Genomic DNA, 16187 nt, shown 5'->3' with positions numbered 1-16187 from the left:
GAGGTGCAGCTCTCAGTATCCGCAAAGGAAATGGCCCGGACGAATTCATTGTAGAAGAGATTGAAATATTAATCGAAGCTTTTGCGCACGCCGCCAGGCAGGCTCAAAAGGCAGGGGAGTTCGTGAGTCTTAACTGTGGCTGGCAACCCCATTTTTACGGGGATATTTTTATTACCTTGGATACGCTCTCGCTCAGTCCTTCGAGATCAAAGGGCTTGGCAATAACCCCTTTAAAACCGTACCGCTTAAAGTCCGAAAAAATAGGATCGTTGGAGTAACCGCTCGACACAATCGCTTGGACATCCGGTGAAATTTCCAGCAATTTTTCAAGAACTTCTTTGCCCCCCATTCCACCGGGAACGATTAAACTAATTAAACTCCATTGCGTTGAAATAAAAAAGAGATCGGTGATGGAAGGCATAAGGATTATCCTGTCCTGTAGACAAGGATAAGAAAGTTTTAAGATTAGCCCTCCACGGAGAAAGAGTGGGGGATTAACGGGTAAAAAATAGTGTAGGGGATTGAAAAAAATTTGTCAATATCTATTTGGAAAGGGTAGAAATTTGCTCAAAAATTTACTCGAAAAATCGTCTTTACAAATCCAAAAAGAATCAATATACTCAGGCTTACTATGAAGCTGCTTTTCTCGGAAAAAGAAGTTCAAAAGAAAGTAGAAGCGCTCGCCGGCAAAATATCCCAAGACTTTTCAGGGAAAGAAATTCTTTTGGTGGGAGTCCTCAAAGGAGCCTTTATCTTCATGGCTGACTTGGCTCGCCAAATGACCATCCCCGTGAAAATGGATTTTGTCCGTCTGGCCAGTTATGGCACGGGAATCCGGTCTTCAGGGAAAGTAAAGTTCACCAAAGATTTGGAGACTCCTTTAAGGGGGCAAAACGTAATCGTGGTGGAAGACATTATCGATACCGGAATTACTTTAAAACATCTTTCCCAGTGCCTGAAGGCCCGTAGACCCCGCTCCCTAAAAGTGGTGGCCCTTCTGGATAAACCCGGGCGTAGGGAGGTCAATTTTCATGCCGATTATGTGGGGTTTCGAATCGATGATCATTTCGTGGTGGGATACGGATTGGATTGCGCAGAGGAATACCGCAATTTGCGGGGAATATATGTTTTAAAATAAATTTAGGTAATGGGCAATAGGCCATAGGCAATAAAAGAAAAAAATATCCCTTAGCCCATAGCCTATAGCTCATCGCCCATCACCTATAGCCTATCGCCCATTACCCATTGCCTATAGTTGATATATGATTATCACCTGCCCAATATGCCGGATCAAATTTAACCTGGATGACGAACGCATCCCCGAGGGGAGAGCCAAAGTCCGCTGTTCAAAATGCCAGCACGTATTCCAAGTTCAAAAGTCTTCCCCCTTAGAAAGAACTTCTCCCCCTGATAAAATCCCTCCCTCAACAATTCCGGAAAACTTATACCCAAAAACCCCGCGAAAAATAGAAATGCCGCCGCGAAAAAAACCGGCCGCCAGCCGTTTCTCCTCACCCAGGGTTATTATCATCATTATTCTTATCCTAATCGGCATTGGCTACGGGGCCTCCCTGGTCTGGAAAAATTCTGAGGTTTCCCGAGAAATAGGATCCCGCTTTTCGATCCTGAAGCAGTATTTGGGCCTGAGCGATAAAACCGAGGGCTTCCTTGCCCTGGAAAAAGTGAAGGGATATTACCTGGAGAACAAAAGGCTTACCAGGATTTTTGTCATTGAAGGCCAGGCGGTCAATCATTGGCAAGAAGCTCGCAGCTTTATCAAAGTCAAGGGGACGCTCCTGGACGCCAAAGGTGAAAAGGTAGAGGAAAAAACCGGTTATTGCGGGAATATTTTACTGGAGGAAGATTTAAAGGCTTTTTCCCGAGAAGAGATTGCCAAGAGTCTGTCCTCCCAATTCGGAGAAACATTTTCTAACGTAAACATTTCCCCAGGGAAATCCGTTCCTTTTATGATTGTCTTTACCGACTTCTCTTCCGGCCGAATGCCGGGCAGACCGGAACAACAACCTGCCGCCAAGGCCGGCGAAGGTTCCCCAGGAATTTCTGACTTCCTTGTGGAAGTGGTCAGTTCCCAGAAAGGATCCAGGGACCAGAGTTGGCCCCCCTCTGCCCCTAAATAAGAATGGGTATTTTAGAGAAAGTGCAAGTAAATCTCCCTCTACCCCTGCTCTTGAAAAACTTGTCAGGGGTGTTGGCAATAGGGTTACAACCGGAGATCTATTTCAGCGGCGCCACTCTGGACCACCTTCCCTGGCAGGAAGTCAAGAAGGTGGCCCAGCAATTAAGCCAAAAAAACATTTCCGTAACTTTCCACGCCCCTTTCATGGACCTCAGCCCGGGTGCGGTGGACGATAAAATTCGCGAAATCACCGCTTTCCGATTCAATCAGGTTATGGACCTCGTTCCTTATTTTCATCCTCGCGCCATCATATTCCATCCTGGATATGACCGCTGGCGCTTTGACGACGATGTGGCCCTCTGGGTGACCAATAGCCTTCTAACCTGGAGGCCGCTGGTGGAACGAGCGGAAACGCTTGCCGTAAAGCTGGCCCTGGAAAATGTCTTTGAAGAAAATCCCTCCATTCTCACGAAACTCCTCCAAGCCGTTCATTCTCCTTTCCTGGGTTACTGCCTGGACACGGGGCATGGGCACATCTTCTCGGAAGTGGCGATCAGCGAGTGGATCGAGGCTCTCGGTTCTTACCTGGTCGAAGTTCATCTTCACGATAATCACCGCCAGGCCGACGAGCATCTTCCCATGGGACTGGGAAAGATTGATTTTGACGGAATTTTTTCTTGCCTGCGGGCCCAAAATCTTCAGCCCATCTACACCATTGAACCCCACCTGGAGGAGCACCTCGAACCCAGCCTGCGGGCCCTCGAAAAATACCTTAAATAAAGGGTTCAAGAATAATTTTATTTTCCCTTGACCCCTTGACCCCTGGGACCCTGGGACCCTATTTCTTCAAGGAGGGCGGCGGTCAGGAGAGGAAACATGATCTCATGGTGGCCAGTGAGGTGAAACCCTTTTCCCCCTTCGAGAGTCGGCCGGCGGACGACGTTGGTCAAAGGTCGATAATGGGGAAGAAAATCCATATTCACCGTGGTGAAATGGGTCACCCGGTAACCCAGATTGCGCACCAAAGTTAAAGCTTTTAGGAATACCTCAGGCATAATCACCGCCGATCCGAGATTCAAGTATACCCCTCCCTGAAGTTGAGAGATCATGGCGGCGAAAAGGCGAAAATCCACGTGGCCCGCTCCGCCAATGGCCTCTCCACAGGCCTGGGGGTGGAGGTGGATAATGTCTGTTCCCATGGCAACATGGACGGTCACAGGAATCCCCATTTTGACTCCCACAGCAGTGATACTTTTTCCTCGATAGGGAAATTTGCGCTCCCGGATCATTTCTCCCACGGAACGACCGATCCCCCACCCTTTGGGCCAGCCTTCGTTGATGGCTTCATTGATCATCTGGCCCGTTTCCCTGGCCATGCCAAAAGTACCCTGGCCGATTCCGGTTGCCACATCCTCCGAGGTTTTTCCCCCGAAGGCAACCTCAAAGTCATGGATAATTCCGGCCCCATTCATGGCTAAGGCCTGGATAACCCCCTTTTCCATCAAGTGCACAATCAATGGGTTCAGCCCCACTTTAATCGGGTGCGCGCCCATTCCCAGAACCACAGGCTTTCCCTTCTGGTGGGCTTTTTGGATTCTCTCGACGATTTCTTTAAAATCTTTGGCGGCAAGAATATTCGGAAGGGAACCCAAAAATTTTTTGAAGGAAGCCGGGGCGCGGACGGGGCAGGCAAAATTTTTCCAACTCACCAAGCTTTTTCTTCCCTTAAGGGAAAAAGTTTTTATGCCCTCGAGGGATAGGGGTTTGATTGCTTCTTTCAGGGGATACCTCTATTAAAAAAACGCTATGCGCATAGTGCTAAGCGCTAAGCGATTTTGGGTTACGTGGGCTTTTGGAATAACATCCGGTCCACCATCTCGCAGAGAACATGGCCGATGGTGATATGCACCTCTTGAATTCGCGGAGTAATCGGCGAATCTACCACCAGGGCAATGTCCGTTAATTTCGCTAAATCCCCCCCGTCCCCCCCTGTCAGGGAAATTGTTTTCAGCCCCATTTCTTTAGCTGCCTTGATGGCTTTAATAACGTTCGCGGCTGTCCCGCTGGTGGAGATGCCGATGGCCACGTCTCCTTCTCTCCCTAAAGCTTTCACTTGCTTGGAGAAAGAATCGATATATCCATAATCGTTGCTGATGCTGGTTAAAATCGAGGTATCTGTCGTCAGCGCAATAGCGGGCAGAGGTGGTCGTTCGATCTGATAGCGGTTGACGAACTCGGCGGCAATGTGTTGGGCGTCGGCTGCGCTGCCGCCGTTCCCGAAAAGGAGAACCTTATTGCCGGCCTTGAAGGCTTCTACGACCATCCCGACGGCTTGTCCCAAAACTTCGGCATTCTGCCGAATAAACCTTACTTTTAGATCCGCGCTTTCCCGGAAAGTTTGCATGATTTCATCCTTCATAACTTCCTCCAACCTTACGCTCTGCGCATAGCGCTAAGCGCCCGGGCCTTATCGAATTTTTCCTTTCAACCCGCGACGCGCACCCCGCAACTCGTAATTTTTTTTAGCTTTTGTTTTTCAACTCGAAACCTGAAACTCGGAACTCGCAACTTTTTCTTTAATAATCTCATTCACTCTTTCCTGCATCTGCCGCAGGGTCTGTTCGTCGAAAGGCGCTACGTTCTTCAAGCTTTCATCCAGCGGATCCCGGGGATCGAAATTTTGCAAAGTGTAGCGCTTTGCTCCTCGAACCCTCCGGGCTAAGGTGTAGACTTCTTCTTCTCCAATGAACGTAGGAACCAGAGTGGTACGAAATTCGTAGTCCCCTGGGCCTTGAAGAAGGATCTGGATGCTCGCTTGAATTCGGGCTAATCCTTCTTCCCCCAGGGGCACGCCGGCGATACTGGCATAGCGATGCGCCTCCAAAGGGCCCTTGAGGTCCATGGCCACATAATCCAGGAGCCCTTCCCCCATCAGACCTTGCAGGACCTCGGGGCGCGTTCCGTTAGTGTCCAGCTTGATCCCCAGGGAAACGCCGGGCGGAGTCAGGCCTGCCGCGGACTTCAGATAACGAATCAGGGGAAGGAGCCAGGGATGGAGGGTCGGTTCCCCGCCGGTTAGGCAGATGCCATCGATCCAGCCTTTGCGTTTTCGTAAATTCTTAACAATCTCCTCTAAGGGAAAATCCGGATATTTCTCCGGCAGAAAGACCAGCTCGTGGTTATGGCAGTAAAGGCAACGAAAATTGCATGAGGGGAGGAAAAGAACGGCCACGACTTTCCCGGGCCAATCCGAGAAAGAGGTCTCGATAAATCCTTTGATGGGATAGTCCATTTCCAGCTTTCAGCGGTCAGATGGCAGCGATCAGCGGTGATGCTGATGGCTGATTGCTGATGGCTGATGGCTTATTGCCGCGAGGTAATTCTTGATGCGGATCGCCCCGGTTATGGAAGAGGAATCGTCCAATACTAAGATGGGTAGCTGGGTCTCCGCCAAACTGACCAATTCATGCCAGGCCAGGTGGGCCAAGGAATCGGGGTTATCCGGACTTAAAACTTCCACTGTTATACCCAACTTTTTCAAGTCCGCGCTCTTCTTGACGTATTCACACTTTTCACAGCCTTCCTTGGTAAAGAGCGTCACCTTCCCTCCTTCTTTTCCATTCCCTGGGGCGCAGATACCAAAAATTTTAAACGCTATGCGCATAACGCTAAGTGCTTAGCAGATTTCTGGGTTTATCTGCGTTCCTCAATGATTGTTTCCGGTAAGTCAAACGGGCAAGCCGGCCGAACTGGCCAATTTTTCCGGCTTAGGGCTTTCGCCTTCAGGCCTCGATTCCCGATGATCGCTTTCGGAAAAATATTTTTGGTTACGAAAGCGGTCGCGTAGCTCTCCTAATTTCCCTTTGTTCCAGCTGGATATCTTGGTGAAATAGCCTGTGATCCGGGTAATGCCTTCGATATGAGTTGAACCGCAATAAAAACATTTATCGTTCAAGCCCCGGGCCGTCCGCCCACAGTCAGTGCAGGTAGTAAATTCCGGCGAAAACGCGATCTGGTCGTTCTGGGAATGGCGAAAAACTTTGATTACGAAATTCGCCAGGGATTCTTGGGAAGGCCGGGCTTCTCCCAACCAGATGTGGGTCAAGGCCCCGGCCTCAATCAAGGGATGAAAGAGGCCTTCCTTACGCACCCGGTCGATGGGGTTCAAGACCGATCCCACGTTCAAGTAGGTAGAATTGCTGTAATAGACTTCTCCCCGGGAAATGTCCCCTTTGACGATGTACCCCGAGCGGGGGGAAAAGTCCCTTAGATCCAGTTTGGCAAAACGGTAGGCCGTGGACTCCGCTGGAGTTTGTTCCAAGACAAAACGCATGTTATGTTTTTGGCTCATCTTGTCGGCCAAGAGCTTCATGTAGGCAATCACTTTCAGGCCGAACTTCAAGGCCGCATCGGACTCATGCAGCTGTTGGCCCAGGTGTACCTGGATCATCTCATTCAAGCCCACCATGCCGATCAGGTTGGTCACCCGGTGCATGCGCAAATAGGGCATGCCGTCTTTATTCATGGTCAAAAGGGCTAACGGCCCGTTTTCCCCCAAGGACAATAAGCGTTCTAAGAAAACCTTTTTTTCTAAGTGGGCCCGCACCGCCTTGTTGAAGGATTCAGAGATTTTGGCAAAAAGTTTGGTATCCTCTCCGGCGCATTGGTAGGCAATGCGCGGGAGATTCAGGGTAACATTCTGCAGGGCGCAGTAGCGCATGCGCCAGGGGTATCGGGCATCTTCCAGGTCAGACTGCTCCAGCTTGAAGCTCAAACGGCAGCATTCCGAAACCTTGGCTGTGTTCCCCCGGTCGAAAAGAAAATAGGTGTTGCCCTTCTCCGCGGCTACATTACAGATGTGCAGCAAGAAATCCATGTGGCCGGGAGTTTGAAAAAATTTTTCGGTGATGTGTACCAGCGGTTTAGGAAAGAAGAAAGGCCGGCCTACGGCATCCCCGTCCCGGTAAACATCGAAGAGGGCCCAGACAAACCTCTGGGCCTGGCTGGCGTATTCGGCATAGGTTTTTCCCGTATACTCTCCACCCGGCCCGATGGCCATCACCTTCTCGAAATGCTTAGGCACTTCCCAATAAAGATTGATATCCGTGAAGATCGCTTGTCCGCCCCGCGCCACCGCTTGCTGGGAGAATTCATAGATAAGCATCTGGGCCAACTGATGCACTTCCCGGTCGCTCAGGCCTTCGAGGTAAGGGGCAAAGAACAGGTTGACGGCATCCCAACCGATGGCTCCAGCGAAGTTGCTTTGCAGGGCAGCGGCAAACTTAACCATATGAGCTAATAACACTTCGGGATGCTTGGCCGGCTTGGCCACGGAAAGGGAATTCGGCAGGTTGAGGCCAAATTTTTTGATGTATTCCAATGACTGCCCCGAACAGTATGGCCGGTCGATAAACCCCAGGTCATGGAGGTGGAGGTCGCCGCGCATGTGAGCATCGCCGATCTCCTGGGAGAAAACGTTGAGCAAAGCGTATTCTTTCTTGATCCGCTCGGCCAGGGTGAGATTCGTGGCCTCGGGCCCGTGAGGAACATTAGCATTTTCCCGATTGGGGTGAAGGATAAGTTGATCGACATCATAAAGCGGAACCCCCAGGCGGGTGTGCATCTTGCGGGCTTCCTCCAACCCATACTCAATGAGTTTCACATCTACCAACTCACGGACCAGAGGGGCAGTGACCAAGGAGATCTTAGAGGTGATAATCTGTTCTTCCACCTCGCGGCTAATCCGCTCAGCCGTGTCCCGGTCGATGGTTGTCTCCCGTAAGAGCGCATCCACAATTCGCTGCCGATTCCAATCAGCAAGCGTCTCGCTGGAAGTGCGGACGAACAGGGCCATGTCGGTAGTTTCATTCCCCCTGCCCTCTGAAGCGACCCAGGCGTTTGTCGTTTCTGAAGGGGGGTTCTGTCTCCCGGCCCCGTCAAAGGCGGGTGGAGACTGGGTGGGAATGAGGCTTTTGGCTTTCCTGGTACTTTCTTCTTTTTCCTGCCCGCCGAGACGCACCTGAGGGTCAACAGCTCCCATGTACTGACCTCCTGCAAAAAGTAGCTTATATTGTATAAGATAAAACTTTTACCACTATATATTGTGTTCGTCAAGAGAAAAATGAGGATGAGCTGAAAATAGTTTTAGAAGGAGGATTATTTATTTTTGCAAGGGCATAACCTATTGAAAAAAAAGAGAAAACATGAAACCACGGAGAGGAGAGAAAATATCTCTATGCTCTCTGAGGTTTGTTTTTAACAATATCTTCTTTAGCCCGAGGCTCTCAGCGAAGTTCCTTTGCTATCTTTACTGTAAGATCTCCTAATAAATTCGTATAACTTCCCAGCTCGTTGTCGTACCAACCATAAACCACGGCTTGGGTCACGGGAATTTCAGCCACGCAGGATGCCCCTTCTTTAACGACCCCCTGGGGCAATCCCGGAACCCTGGATAGGTCAACGCAAATGTGAGCGGTTCGCGTATGAGTCTCTGTACCCTCGATCATGGCGGCGGCGTAGGGTATGCCGATAATGTCCGTAGAGACATTCTGGCGCTCACTGAAAAGCAAGTATTTGCTCATGTAAGTCTCGGAGGCTTTCTGATAAACCCGGTTGATCATTTCCCGGTTGATCGGCCGCTCTAAGCTTTCATCCTGAATGTTTACGACTAAAACGATCAGAGAGCCCGTACTGGTGGGAATACGAACGGATTCCGCGATGAACCCGATGCGTTTCATTTCGGGAATTACCAGCGCCAGGGCCTTGGCCGCCCCCGTGGAAGTAAGGATGATGTTGTTCATGATCGACCGATTTTTTCTCAAGTCCTTTGATTTGGCGTCGGGAAGGCGGTCCAGGACCTCCTGCGATCCGGTAGCGGCATGGACGGTCACCATCGAGGCGCTGAGGATCTTATCGGCGCCGAAATAATCCAGCAAGGGTTTGACCATAAAAGCCAGGCAGGTGGTGGTGCAGGAGGCGGCTGAGATCAGGCGTTGCTGTTGGGGGTGGTATTGGTCATCGTTGATCCCCATCACCACGGTTACGGCGTCCCCTGGCATGGCCTGGGACTTTTCCTTGATTTTGAACGGGGCGGAAACGATAACCTTTTGGACACCGGCTTGAAGGTGCCCCTGGAGCGAACCATTTTTATAATCCGGTGGCGCCGTGGGGTCTAAAAACTTCCCCGTGGCATCTACCACCAGAGGAACTCCCAGGCCTTTCCAAGGAAGGTCTTTAGGGTTACGATCCTTACGCAGGACGGTTATCGGCGTTCCCGTGACCTCGAATGTTCCATGTTCCTCGTTGCAATTCTCTATGATCCGTCCAGCTTTGTGGCCATAAAGGTACTGCCCCAGATATCCGTATGTGCTATCCCTTTCGATGTAGCTGGCTATATCTTCCAATCCTCCACCCGCTTCTCGGCCAACATTAACAACGAGCTCTGAAAAATAACCGCGGGCAATATGATGCCAGACCGTGAGTTTTCCGATTCGGCCCAGCCCATTAATCCCCAATTTCAGCTGGCTCTTCTCCCCTTCCTTCACTTTAAGATGATCCGCCATAATAACACCTCCCTGGAAAGGAATTTTTTTCAATGGGACGCTGATGAAAACTGAGATTCGCTAAGCGCTTAGCGCTAGGCGCATAGCGTTTCCATTTTTAGGTATCTGCGGCAATCTGCGTCCTAATAAAGGAGCAATGGGTTCTTACATCAAGATGGGGTAGGGATCTCCTTCGGCCTTGATTTCATGTTGCCCTAAATAGACCAAGCCTTTTCTTCCATCCAGGCTTAAGTAAGCCCCTCGCTTAACCTCTGTGCCTTTGATCAGGAAACGGCCTTCATTTTCTAAAACCACCAAGTTGCGGCAACCCACGACCGCCGTTTTATCCAGCTCAAAAGCTACGATGGCCGCGTGAGAAGTCTGGCCCCCCTTCGCTGTCAACAGGCCATCCGTAAGGGAGATTTCATGGATGTCTTCCGGGACGGTATCCGAACGGACTAAGATCAGCGGCGTGCCCGGCTCTTCCTGGCGCAAGCGTTGGATGTCTTGCAAGGTAAATACGACCCGCCCGGAGAGAGCTCCACCGCTAACCCCGATTCCCTTCCCGATAAAATTTTCTTGCAAGAAAGCCGAAGGGAAGAACACCTCAAATTTTTCCCTTTTGGTGGAAACCATGTCCCGGGTCTGAAGAATATAGAAGCCGGTCTCCTTGGGGTTTTCATAAGTAAATTCGACTTCCTGCGGATTCCACTTTTTTTCATAAACCAAGCTTTTGGCAATCTCGAAAAGTCGCTTGTAAACTTCCGGGAAGTCTTCTTCCAGGTTCCCTTCCGTCCCTTCCGATTCCTGTTGTTCTTTAGAAATCGGATAAGTCGAAACCAGCCCCCCGACGATGTCTTCCCCCTGGTTGCCGGGGGTAAAGTCCCCCCATAGGGCCACACGCCTGATTTTATGGTAGGGATGGGCCGTAAAAACTACCCCGCTCCCGGAAGAGAGGCTGAGGTTGCCAAAAACCATAGCTTGAACGATTACCGCCGTTCCCCAGGAATCCGCGATGCCCATGATTTCCCGGTATTGTTTTGCCTTGAGGGAATCCCAGGAAGTAAGAACTTGCTTGATGGCTACCTGGAGCTGAGCCCAGGGGTCTTCATAAAGGGTGATATGCCTTTCCTCCACCGCCCGGCGATAGGCCAGGGCCAGCTGTTTCATCGCCTCACCGGAAAACCCCCTCTTCTTCTCCACTCCATACCTGGATTTAAACTTTCTCATGATCTCATTGAAGATTTCCCGCTCCACCCCGTAGGACATACCCCAGGATTGGATAAACCGGCGGTAGTTATCCCAGGCGAACCAGGCCTCTCCCGTCGACCGGGTTAAAGCTTCCACGATTTCTTCATTAATTCCCACGTTCAGAAGAGTGGCCATCATCCCGGGCATGGAGATGGTCGACCCACTCCTCACCGCCAGGAGCAAAGGACGGGCGGGGTTGCCGTATTCCCGCCCGGTGGCGTGTTCAATTTGCTGCAGCCCAGCGCGAATCTCTCGTTCAAAATGATCATAGGCATGCTTATACTGCTCGATGATCCGCAAGCAACGGAAGACCTCCGTAGTGAGGATAAACCCCGGAGGAACCGGAATCCCTTCGGATGCCAGTACCGCCAAATTATACCCCTTGCTTCCGAGATGGATCAGGTCATTGGTCAGACGGTTAGGATGGTAAATGGGACAGGAGACCTTTTTGGGATCGTAGGTCATCAGGAGATCCAGGTCGGTTTCATTCAAAGTTTCTTTCTGCTCGGAGAGAATGAGTTGAATCCTGGCCAAGAAAATATCCAGGACCTGCAGGCCGAAGGTACTGGAGATCAGGTCTCGTATAAATCTCTCACCGATCTGGTGTACGAATTCTTGCGGTCCTACCTCCCCCCCGGAGGAAATAAGATACTTGGAAAGGATATTCTTTTTGCCCATCTGGAGAATTAAGTCCGTAAGATTACTCTTGTGGGCGTTGACATAATAGACCGAGAGGATGTCCTTGACCCCTTCGGAAAACCCCCGAAAAATATCCAGGTACTGGGTGAAACCGAATCGTTTAATCTCCAGAGATTTTTCCAAAAGCTTCAGTTGGGTATCCACCCGATGAGAGGATATGCCATCCAGCTGCATGGCCCGGAAGACGTAACGGATGCACTGGATGATCTCAAAGAAGGTTGCCCGGGTAATGAAGGATAAATCCAGAGAGTCGATCATTCTTTCCAAGTAGATATATGCCAGATTTTCTAAGCGGAAGGTCAAGCTGAGGGCGTCGAACTTCTTCTCCCGGTACCGGCCGTACATGGAGGGAATATCCACAGCGATGTGCCTCTTACGGTAAATATCTTCCCGGGCCTCAAAGCGTTGGGGGGAAATAATGATCTCCTTCAGCCCCTCCAGATAAGTCAATAGATGCTCCAGGCATTCCTGAGTATTATTTCGATCCAAGGTTTTTTGGAGCGAATCCAAACCTTCGAAACCCCAGCGGGAAGCTTCCTGAAGATGGTAGCTGATTTCCTGGAACCCTAAGTTGTATTTCTGGTTGACCAGCCGATATATTTTGATGAGCAGGGCTACCCGCTTTTTTTCCGTGGCGGAGATGGAGGTCATTCCCGCCATAAAGGCTTCAATCTCCGCGTCGGTCAACCCCAGTAGATCTTTCTCTTTGGTAAATCCCTTTTCTTCGAAGATTTTACGTAGAATCTGATGGACTTCATCAACGCAAGGTCCTGCCGCCTCCAGCTTCTCGAAGATTTCCGGAGGAAGAAAATTCCTCAGACCACTTTTGTTTTTCAGCCGCCAGAACCGGAATATTTCTTTAATAAAACCCTCGATCAGGTTGCTGCTTTCCACATGACTTTGCTTGCGGAGAAAATGGATCAGGGTATCCCGGCGGTGGGTGATTTCATCGATTTCGGTGGTTACATCGCGCAGTCGTCCCTCGGCCCCGATCTCGTTGAAATAGACCGGCAAAAGTTTGGTCAGTTGCTTGATCAAGTTGTAGACCGGCTCAATGTCGGCGTTGAGCAGTTTGGTCACTTCTTTCTGGAAGAGGTCGGTGTCCCGGATGCAGGTGCTCCCCAACTTCAGGTTGATGATCAAGGCCGAAAGGAGGGTGCTGCACCATTTGGGGTTGCGAGCGATAAGGTCCAGCCAGACCCGCACATTGATCAGGTGGCAGGGGTTGCAGATCAGCTGCCAATTGGCATTGACTCCTTCCACCCCCGGGTATTGAAAACCGAAATGGAGGACCTGTTCTAAAAAAACTTCCACCAGCGGGCTGTAGCCGCGATTAAAAACTTCTGCGCCGATGGTCTGAATGCACTGGAGAGCTGTCTGCGGGTAATTTTCCACGCTCGACTTGAGCAAGGAAAAGGTTTTCAAAAGGAATTTGGCCATCCGTTCCGGTGGTTCTTTCCGGATCAGTTCCACCAGCGTATAGTTGATCTCGCGCAGCGTTTCTTCATGGATATCCTGCAGCCCTTTGATCTCCATGATCTTGAAAAGGATTAGCATCTTCCTGTTCCGGGTGAGTTGATCCTCCACCTCTCTCTTTACATCTATTGCGGGGCCGTTGCAGTGATGGGGAATTTCCTTGTAGGCCCGGACGATCTCCAGGTATCCTGGTAGATTGAGGAGGCTGCGCAAGGCTCCCATGGAACCATCCCCGGAAACCAATCGATCCTCCGTGGAAAACTTATCTAAGGCGGCCAGGAATTCTTTGAGGCGCGGATGGGCAATCTTCTCCAGGATGTCCATTTCTTTCCCGCCTGGGCAGGCAGCAATATCGAACTCCTTACTGAACCATAGGCAGGGGTCTTCTTCCTGAAGCCAATACCGATAAGTAGCCTGGAGGCTGCGGATGAGCAGGCCGTTGAACTCGGCAAATCTCGCCTCTTCCGGTAATTTCCGCAGGAGGATCTGCCCGATCCGTTTCAAGGGAATGTGGCTGGAGGCCAAGAAGAAAAATTGTTTTTCCGGAAGGGAAGAGAGTCGTTGAAAACAGGCACGCAAAACGGTCAGGAGTTTTTCCTGATTGTCCCCGTTCAATTCACTGGCAATCTTTTCGGCATAACCGAGGAGATAATCGACCCCCTTGGTTTCCAGGGCGTCCCGGCCTGAGTTCATCACCGCGTCGAAAAAAACATCGATGATCACCCCGATGGCCCATGGTCCTTTGGGGTGGCGCGCATAGGCGCTAAAGTGTTTCAGGGCAAAGGCGCGCATTTCCCGCAGAATGATTTCCCAATTTTTAAAGGGGTGGTTCAATTCAAAAAGGAGGGCGTCGATGGTCTTTTGAATGCCCCGGAAACCTTCCACCGTTTCCTGGAGGACTTCGTATTTAGGGTCTACCGCCACTTGCTTAACGGCGGTTTCCTCCAAGTTAATGCGCAGGGCATCGGATTCGAACCCACCCTGAGAAATCTCTTGGGTTCTCCGGTCTCGCTCATCCTCTTGCGGCAAGCTTTTGATAGTCACCGGAATCGACCCCCTCTTTTACACCGTCTTTTCCGAATCCATATGCCGGATGAGGTCCAGGACACGGTTGGAGTAGCCCCATTCATTATCGTACCAGGCCAGGACTTTTACCATGGTTCCAATGGCCTTGGTCGATAAGCCGTCCACAACAGATGAGTGGGGATCACCCAGGAAATCTACTGAGACCAGCGGTTCATCTGTATACCCCAGGAAACGGTTGGACGCCTCCTGGAGGGCCCGGTTCACTTCCTGGACATTAGCCTCTTGCTCGATCTCCATCACCAGGTCTACCAAAGAAACATTCGGAGTGGGAACGCGCACGGCCAGCCCGTCAAACTTGCCCTTCAATTCAGGGATCACCAGGGCCACGGCGGAGGCCGCACCGGTCTTCGTGGGGATCATGGAAAGGGCGGCTGCCCGCGCTCTTCTGAGGTCGCTGTGGGGAAAATCGAGGATGCGCTGGTCATTGGTGTAGGAATGCACCGTGGTCATAAGCCCCCGGCGAATGCCAAACTTTTCCAGGATGACTTTGGCGACCGGGGCCAGGCAATTCGTGGTGCAGGAGGCGTTGGAAACGATATGGTGCTCGTAAGCGTTGTAGTCATATTCATTCACCCCCATCACCACAGTAATGTCTTCGTTCTTGGCTGGGGCGGTGATAATAACTTTTCGGGCCCCGGCATCCAGATGACCCCGGGCTCGATTGGCTTCCGTGAAAAGACCGGTAGATTCCACCACATACTCTACGGACAAATCCCTCCAGGGAATCTGGGCGGGGTCTTTTATGGCGGTAATGACCACTTCTTGGCCGTTGACCACCAACCCTTTCTCCTTGACCTTTACTTCCGCATTCAGCCGCCCCATAATAGAGTCGTATTTCAGCAGATGCGCCAAGGTAGCATTGTCGGTCAGATCGTTGATGGCCACGATCTTAATTTCCGAGAATTCCTCGGCCTTCAAAGCAGCTCGCATCACGCTCCGGCCGATCCTTCCAAAACCATTGATGGCAACCCTGATAGGCATAGGCATTCCTTTCTAAAAAGCGGGACCTAAAACCTTTTCCTTCTTGTTTTTCGGGAGCATTTTCGCCCTCGGCTTATATATTAAAAATAGCACCAACTTTTTTACTTGTCAAAACCTTTCCGAAGAAAGCTTGCCCACCTTCACTTTCTATATTCAGTTGTAAATTCAAAAAGATTGGCAAGAAGGAGGCAGGGAGGTGCTGAGTGCCGGCCAATCGGCGGGAAAGGCTTATCCGACATCCTTCCACCTTATTTCCGCTAAAAGAGAGCCAAAAAGAGTTGCCCCGTTTGCTGAAACGGTATAAGTCAAGCTCCAAAATAGGAACGAACAACTGCCTTACTGGTCAAACGAAGTACCTTCCTGCCTCCATGGGCTTGTAAATATTAAATAAATCAAAAAGTGAAGGTAGGCTGATTAAATGCCTTGACAAAATTCTAACCTTTCTGTAGGATGCCTCGAAATTTGTCATCTGATCATTTTTCCCAAAGAGGAGTGGTTTTTTTAACTAAATCCCGCCGAGGGGGTCTAATGAAATTAGGGCATTTCATATTCAAAAAGGAGATAACAATGTCAAGGCAGAAACTTCTTGGAACATAGTTCGTGGGATTGGTGGTCTTTTTATTGTGGGTAAGCCTGACCCCTGCCGTTGTAACGGCGCAGGTTAAACCAATCACCCTTTTAAAAAGGGTGAAGCGGCAATAATCGAAATGAATTAGCTGTCATCCAGGGGGAGAAAATGTCCTTGGGCAAGTTGGAACAAATCCAGATCGGCGTGGAAAAAGTGTCTAGCGGCGTCTCGGGAGCCGTTATCACTCTCCGGAACCCTTCCCACAATTTTCGATTATGAAATGCTCAAAGAGGAAGAGATATGAAACGGATAAGACCATTTCTGTATTTTGAGGTTGGTACGGTATCGGTGGCGGTGGGGATTTTGGCGAGGGAGGGGTTTGGTGCGTATCCCTTGGCAGGGGGTACGGATTTATTGGTGCGGATGAAGCGGGGGGATTTAGCGCCCG

At 50.5% G+C, this 16187-nt stretch carries 12 protein-coding genes; 4 read left to right on the top strand and 8 right to left on the bottom strand.

What is annotated here, in order from left to right; translation table 11 throughout:
• The 4 genes from Q7V48_03860 to Q7V48_03845 all read left to right on the top strand — a co-directional run.
• The coding region (locus tag Q7V48_03860; GenBank protein ID MDO9209871.1) for a hypothetical protein at window positions 1-278 on the top strand (278 nt) is incomplete at its 5' end.
• 353 nt (window positions 279-631) lie between these two features.
• Window positions 632-1138, top strand: coding sequence for a hypoxanthine phosphoribosyltransferase (hpt, locus tag Q7V48_03855; protein ID MDO9209870.1), 507 nt, complete (start codon window positions 632-634; stop codon window positions 1136-1138).
• 334 nt (window positions 1139-1472) lie between these two features.
• Window positions 1473-2138, top strand: a complete 666-nt coding sequence (locus Q7V48_03850; protein ID MDO9209869.1) for a DUF3426 domain-containing protein — start codon at window positions 1473-1475, stop codon at window positions 2136-2138.
• 2 nt (window positions 2139-2140) lie between these two features.
• A complete protein-coding gene (locus Q7V48_03845) occupies window positions 2141-2917 on the top strand; it encodes a sugar phosphate isomerase/epimerase family protein (GenBank protein ID MDO9209868.1) in 777 nt (258 codons plus the stop codon).
• 17 nt (window positions 2918-2934) lie between these two features.
• Here the strand turns inward: Q7V48_03845 and Q7V48_03840 are convergent, their stop codons facing one another.
• The 8 genes from Q7V48_03840 to gap all read right to left on the bottom strand — a co-directional run bounded on the left by Q7V48_03840 (window position 2935) and on the right by gap (window position 15171).
• Window positions 2935-3846, bottom strand: a complete 912-nt coding sequence (locus Q7V48_03840; protein ID MDO9209867.1) for a deoxyhypusine synthase family protein — start codon at window positions 3844-3846, stop codon at window positions 2935-2937.
• A 131-nt stretch (window positions 3847-3977) separates the two neighbouring features.
• On the bottom strand, window positions 3978-4556 hold the full coding sequence (gene gmhA, locus Q7V48_03835; protein MDO9209866.1) for a D-sedoheptulose 7-phosphate isomerase: 579 nt from the start codon (window positions 4554-4556) through the stop codon (window positions 3978-3980).
• A 117-nt stretch (window positions 4557-4673) separates the two neighbouring features.
• Window positions 4674-5429 carry an anaerobic ribonucleoside-triphosphate reductase activating protein gene (locus tag Q7V48_03830; GenBank protein ID MDO9209865.1) on the bottom strand — a complete coding sequence of 252 codons (756 nt, stop codon included), beginning with the start codon at window positions 5427-5429 and terminating at the stop codon, window positions 4674-4676.
• A gap of 30 nt (window positions 5430-5459) precedes the next feature.
• Window positions 5460-5738: a hypothetical protein gene (locus tag Q7V48_03825; protein MDO9209864.1), complete on the bottom strand. Its 279-nt coding sequence runs from the start codon at window positions 5736-5738 to the stop codon at window positions 5460-5462.
• A 126-nt stretch (window positions 5739-5864) separates the two neighbouring features.
• Window positions 5865-8177: an anaerobic ribonucleoside-triphosphate reductase gene (gene nrdD / locus Q7V48_03820; protein MDO9209863.1), complete on the bottom strand. Its 2313-nt coding sequence runs from the start codon at window positions 8175-8177 to the stop codon at window positions 5865-5867.
• Window positions 8178-8421: 244 nt separating this feature from the next.
• On the bottom strand, window positions 8422-9699 hold the full coding sequence (locus tag Q7V48_03815; GenBank protein ID MDO9209862.1) for a glyceraldehyde 3-phosphate dehydrogenase NAD-binding domain-containing protein: 1278 nt from the start codon (window positions 9697-9699) through the stop codon (window positions 8422-8424).
• A gap of 144 nt (window positions 9700-9843) precedes the next feature.
• On the bottom strand, window positions 9844-14148 hold the full coding sequence (locus tag Q7V48_03810; protein MDO9209861.1) for a PEP/pyruvate-binding domain-containing protein: 4305 nt from the start codon (window positions 14146-14148) through the stop codon (window positions 9844-9846).
• 18 nt (window positions 14149-14166) lie between these two features.
• Complete coding sequence (gap, locus tag Q7V48_03805) at window positions 14167-15171, bottom strand: type I glyceraldehyde-3-phosphate dehydrogenase (protein ID MDO9209860.1); 1005 nt, start codon at window positions 15169-15171, stop codon at window positions 14167-14169.
• Window positions 15172-16187 lie beyond the last annotated feature (1016 nt).

It is taken from the genome of Deltaproteobacteria bacterium (assembly GCA_030654105.1).
Lineage (GTDB): Bacteria > Desulfobacterota > SM23-61 > SM23-61 > SM23-61 > JAHJQK01.
The sequence above is the reverse complement of the archived record's forward strand: the minus strand, read 5'-3'. Positions and strand labels throughout refer to the sequence as shown.

Coding starts and splice junctions, on each gene's coding strand:
- hpt (MDO9209870.1), top strand. CDS start 632: ATGAAGCTGCTTTTCTCGGAAAAAGAAGTTCAAAAGAAAGTAGAAGCG.
- Q7V48_03850 (MDO9209869.1), top strand. CDS start 1,473: ATGCCGCCGCGAAAAAAACCGGCCGCCAGCCGTTTCTCCTCACCCAGG.
- Q7V48_03845 (MDO9209868.1), top strand. CDS start 2,141: ATGGGTATTTTAGAGAAAGTGCAAGTAAATCTCCCTCTACCCCTGCTC.
- gmhA (MDO9209866.1), bottom strand. CDS start 4,556: ATGAAGGATGAAATCATGCAAACTTTCCGGGAAAGCGCGGATCTAAAA.
- Q7V48_03830 (MDO9209865.1), bottom strand. CDS start 5,429: ATGGACTATCCCATCAAAGGATTTATCGAGACCTCTTTCTCGGATTGG.
- nrdD (MDO9209863.1), bottom strand. CDS start 8,177: ATGGGAGCTGTTGACCCTCAGGTGCGTCTCGGCGGGCAGGAAAAAGAA.
- Q7V48_03815 (MDO9209862.1), bottom strand. CDS start 9,699: ATGGCGGATCATCTTAAAGTGAAGGAAGGGGAGAAGAGCCAGCTGAAA.
- gap (MDO9209860.1), bottom strand. CDS start 15,171: ATGCCTATCAGGGTTGCCATCAATGGTTTTGGAAGGATCGGCCGGAGC.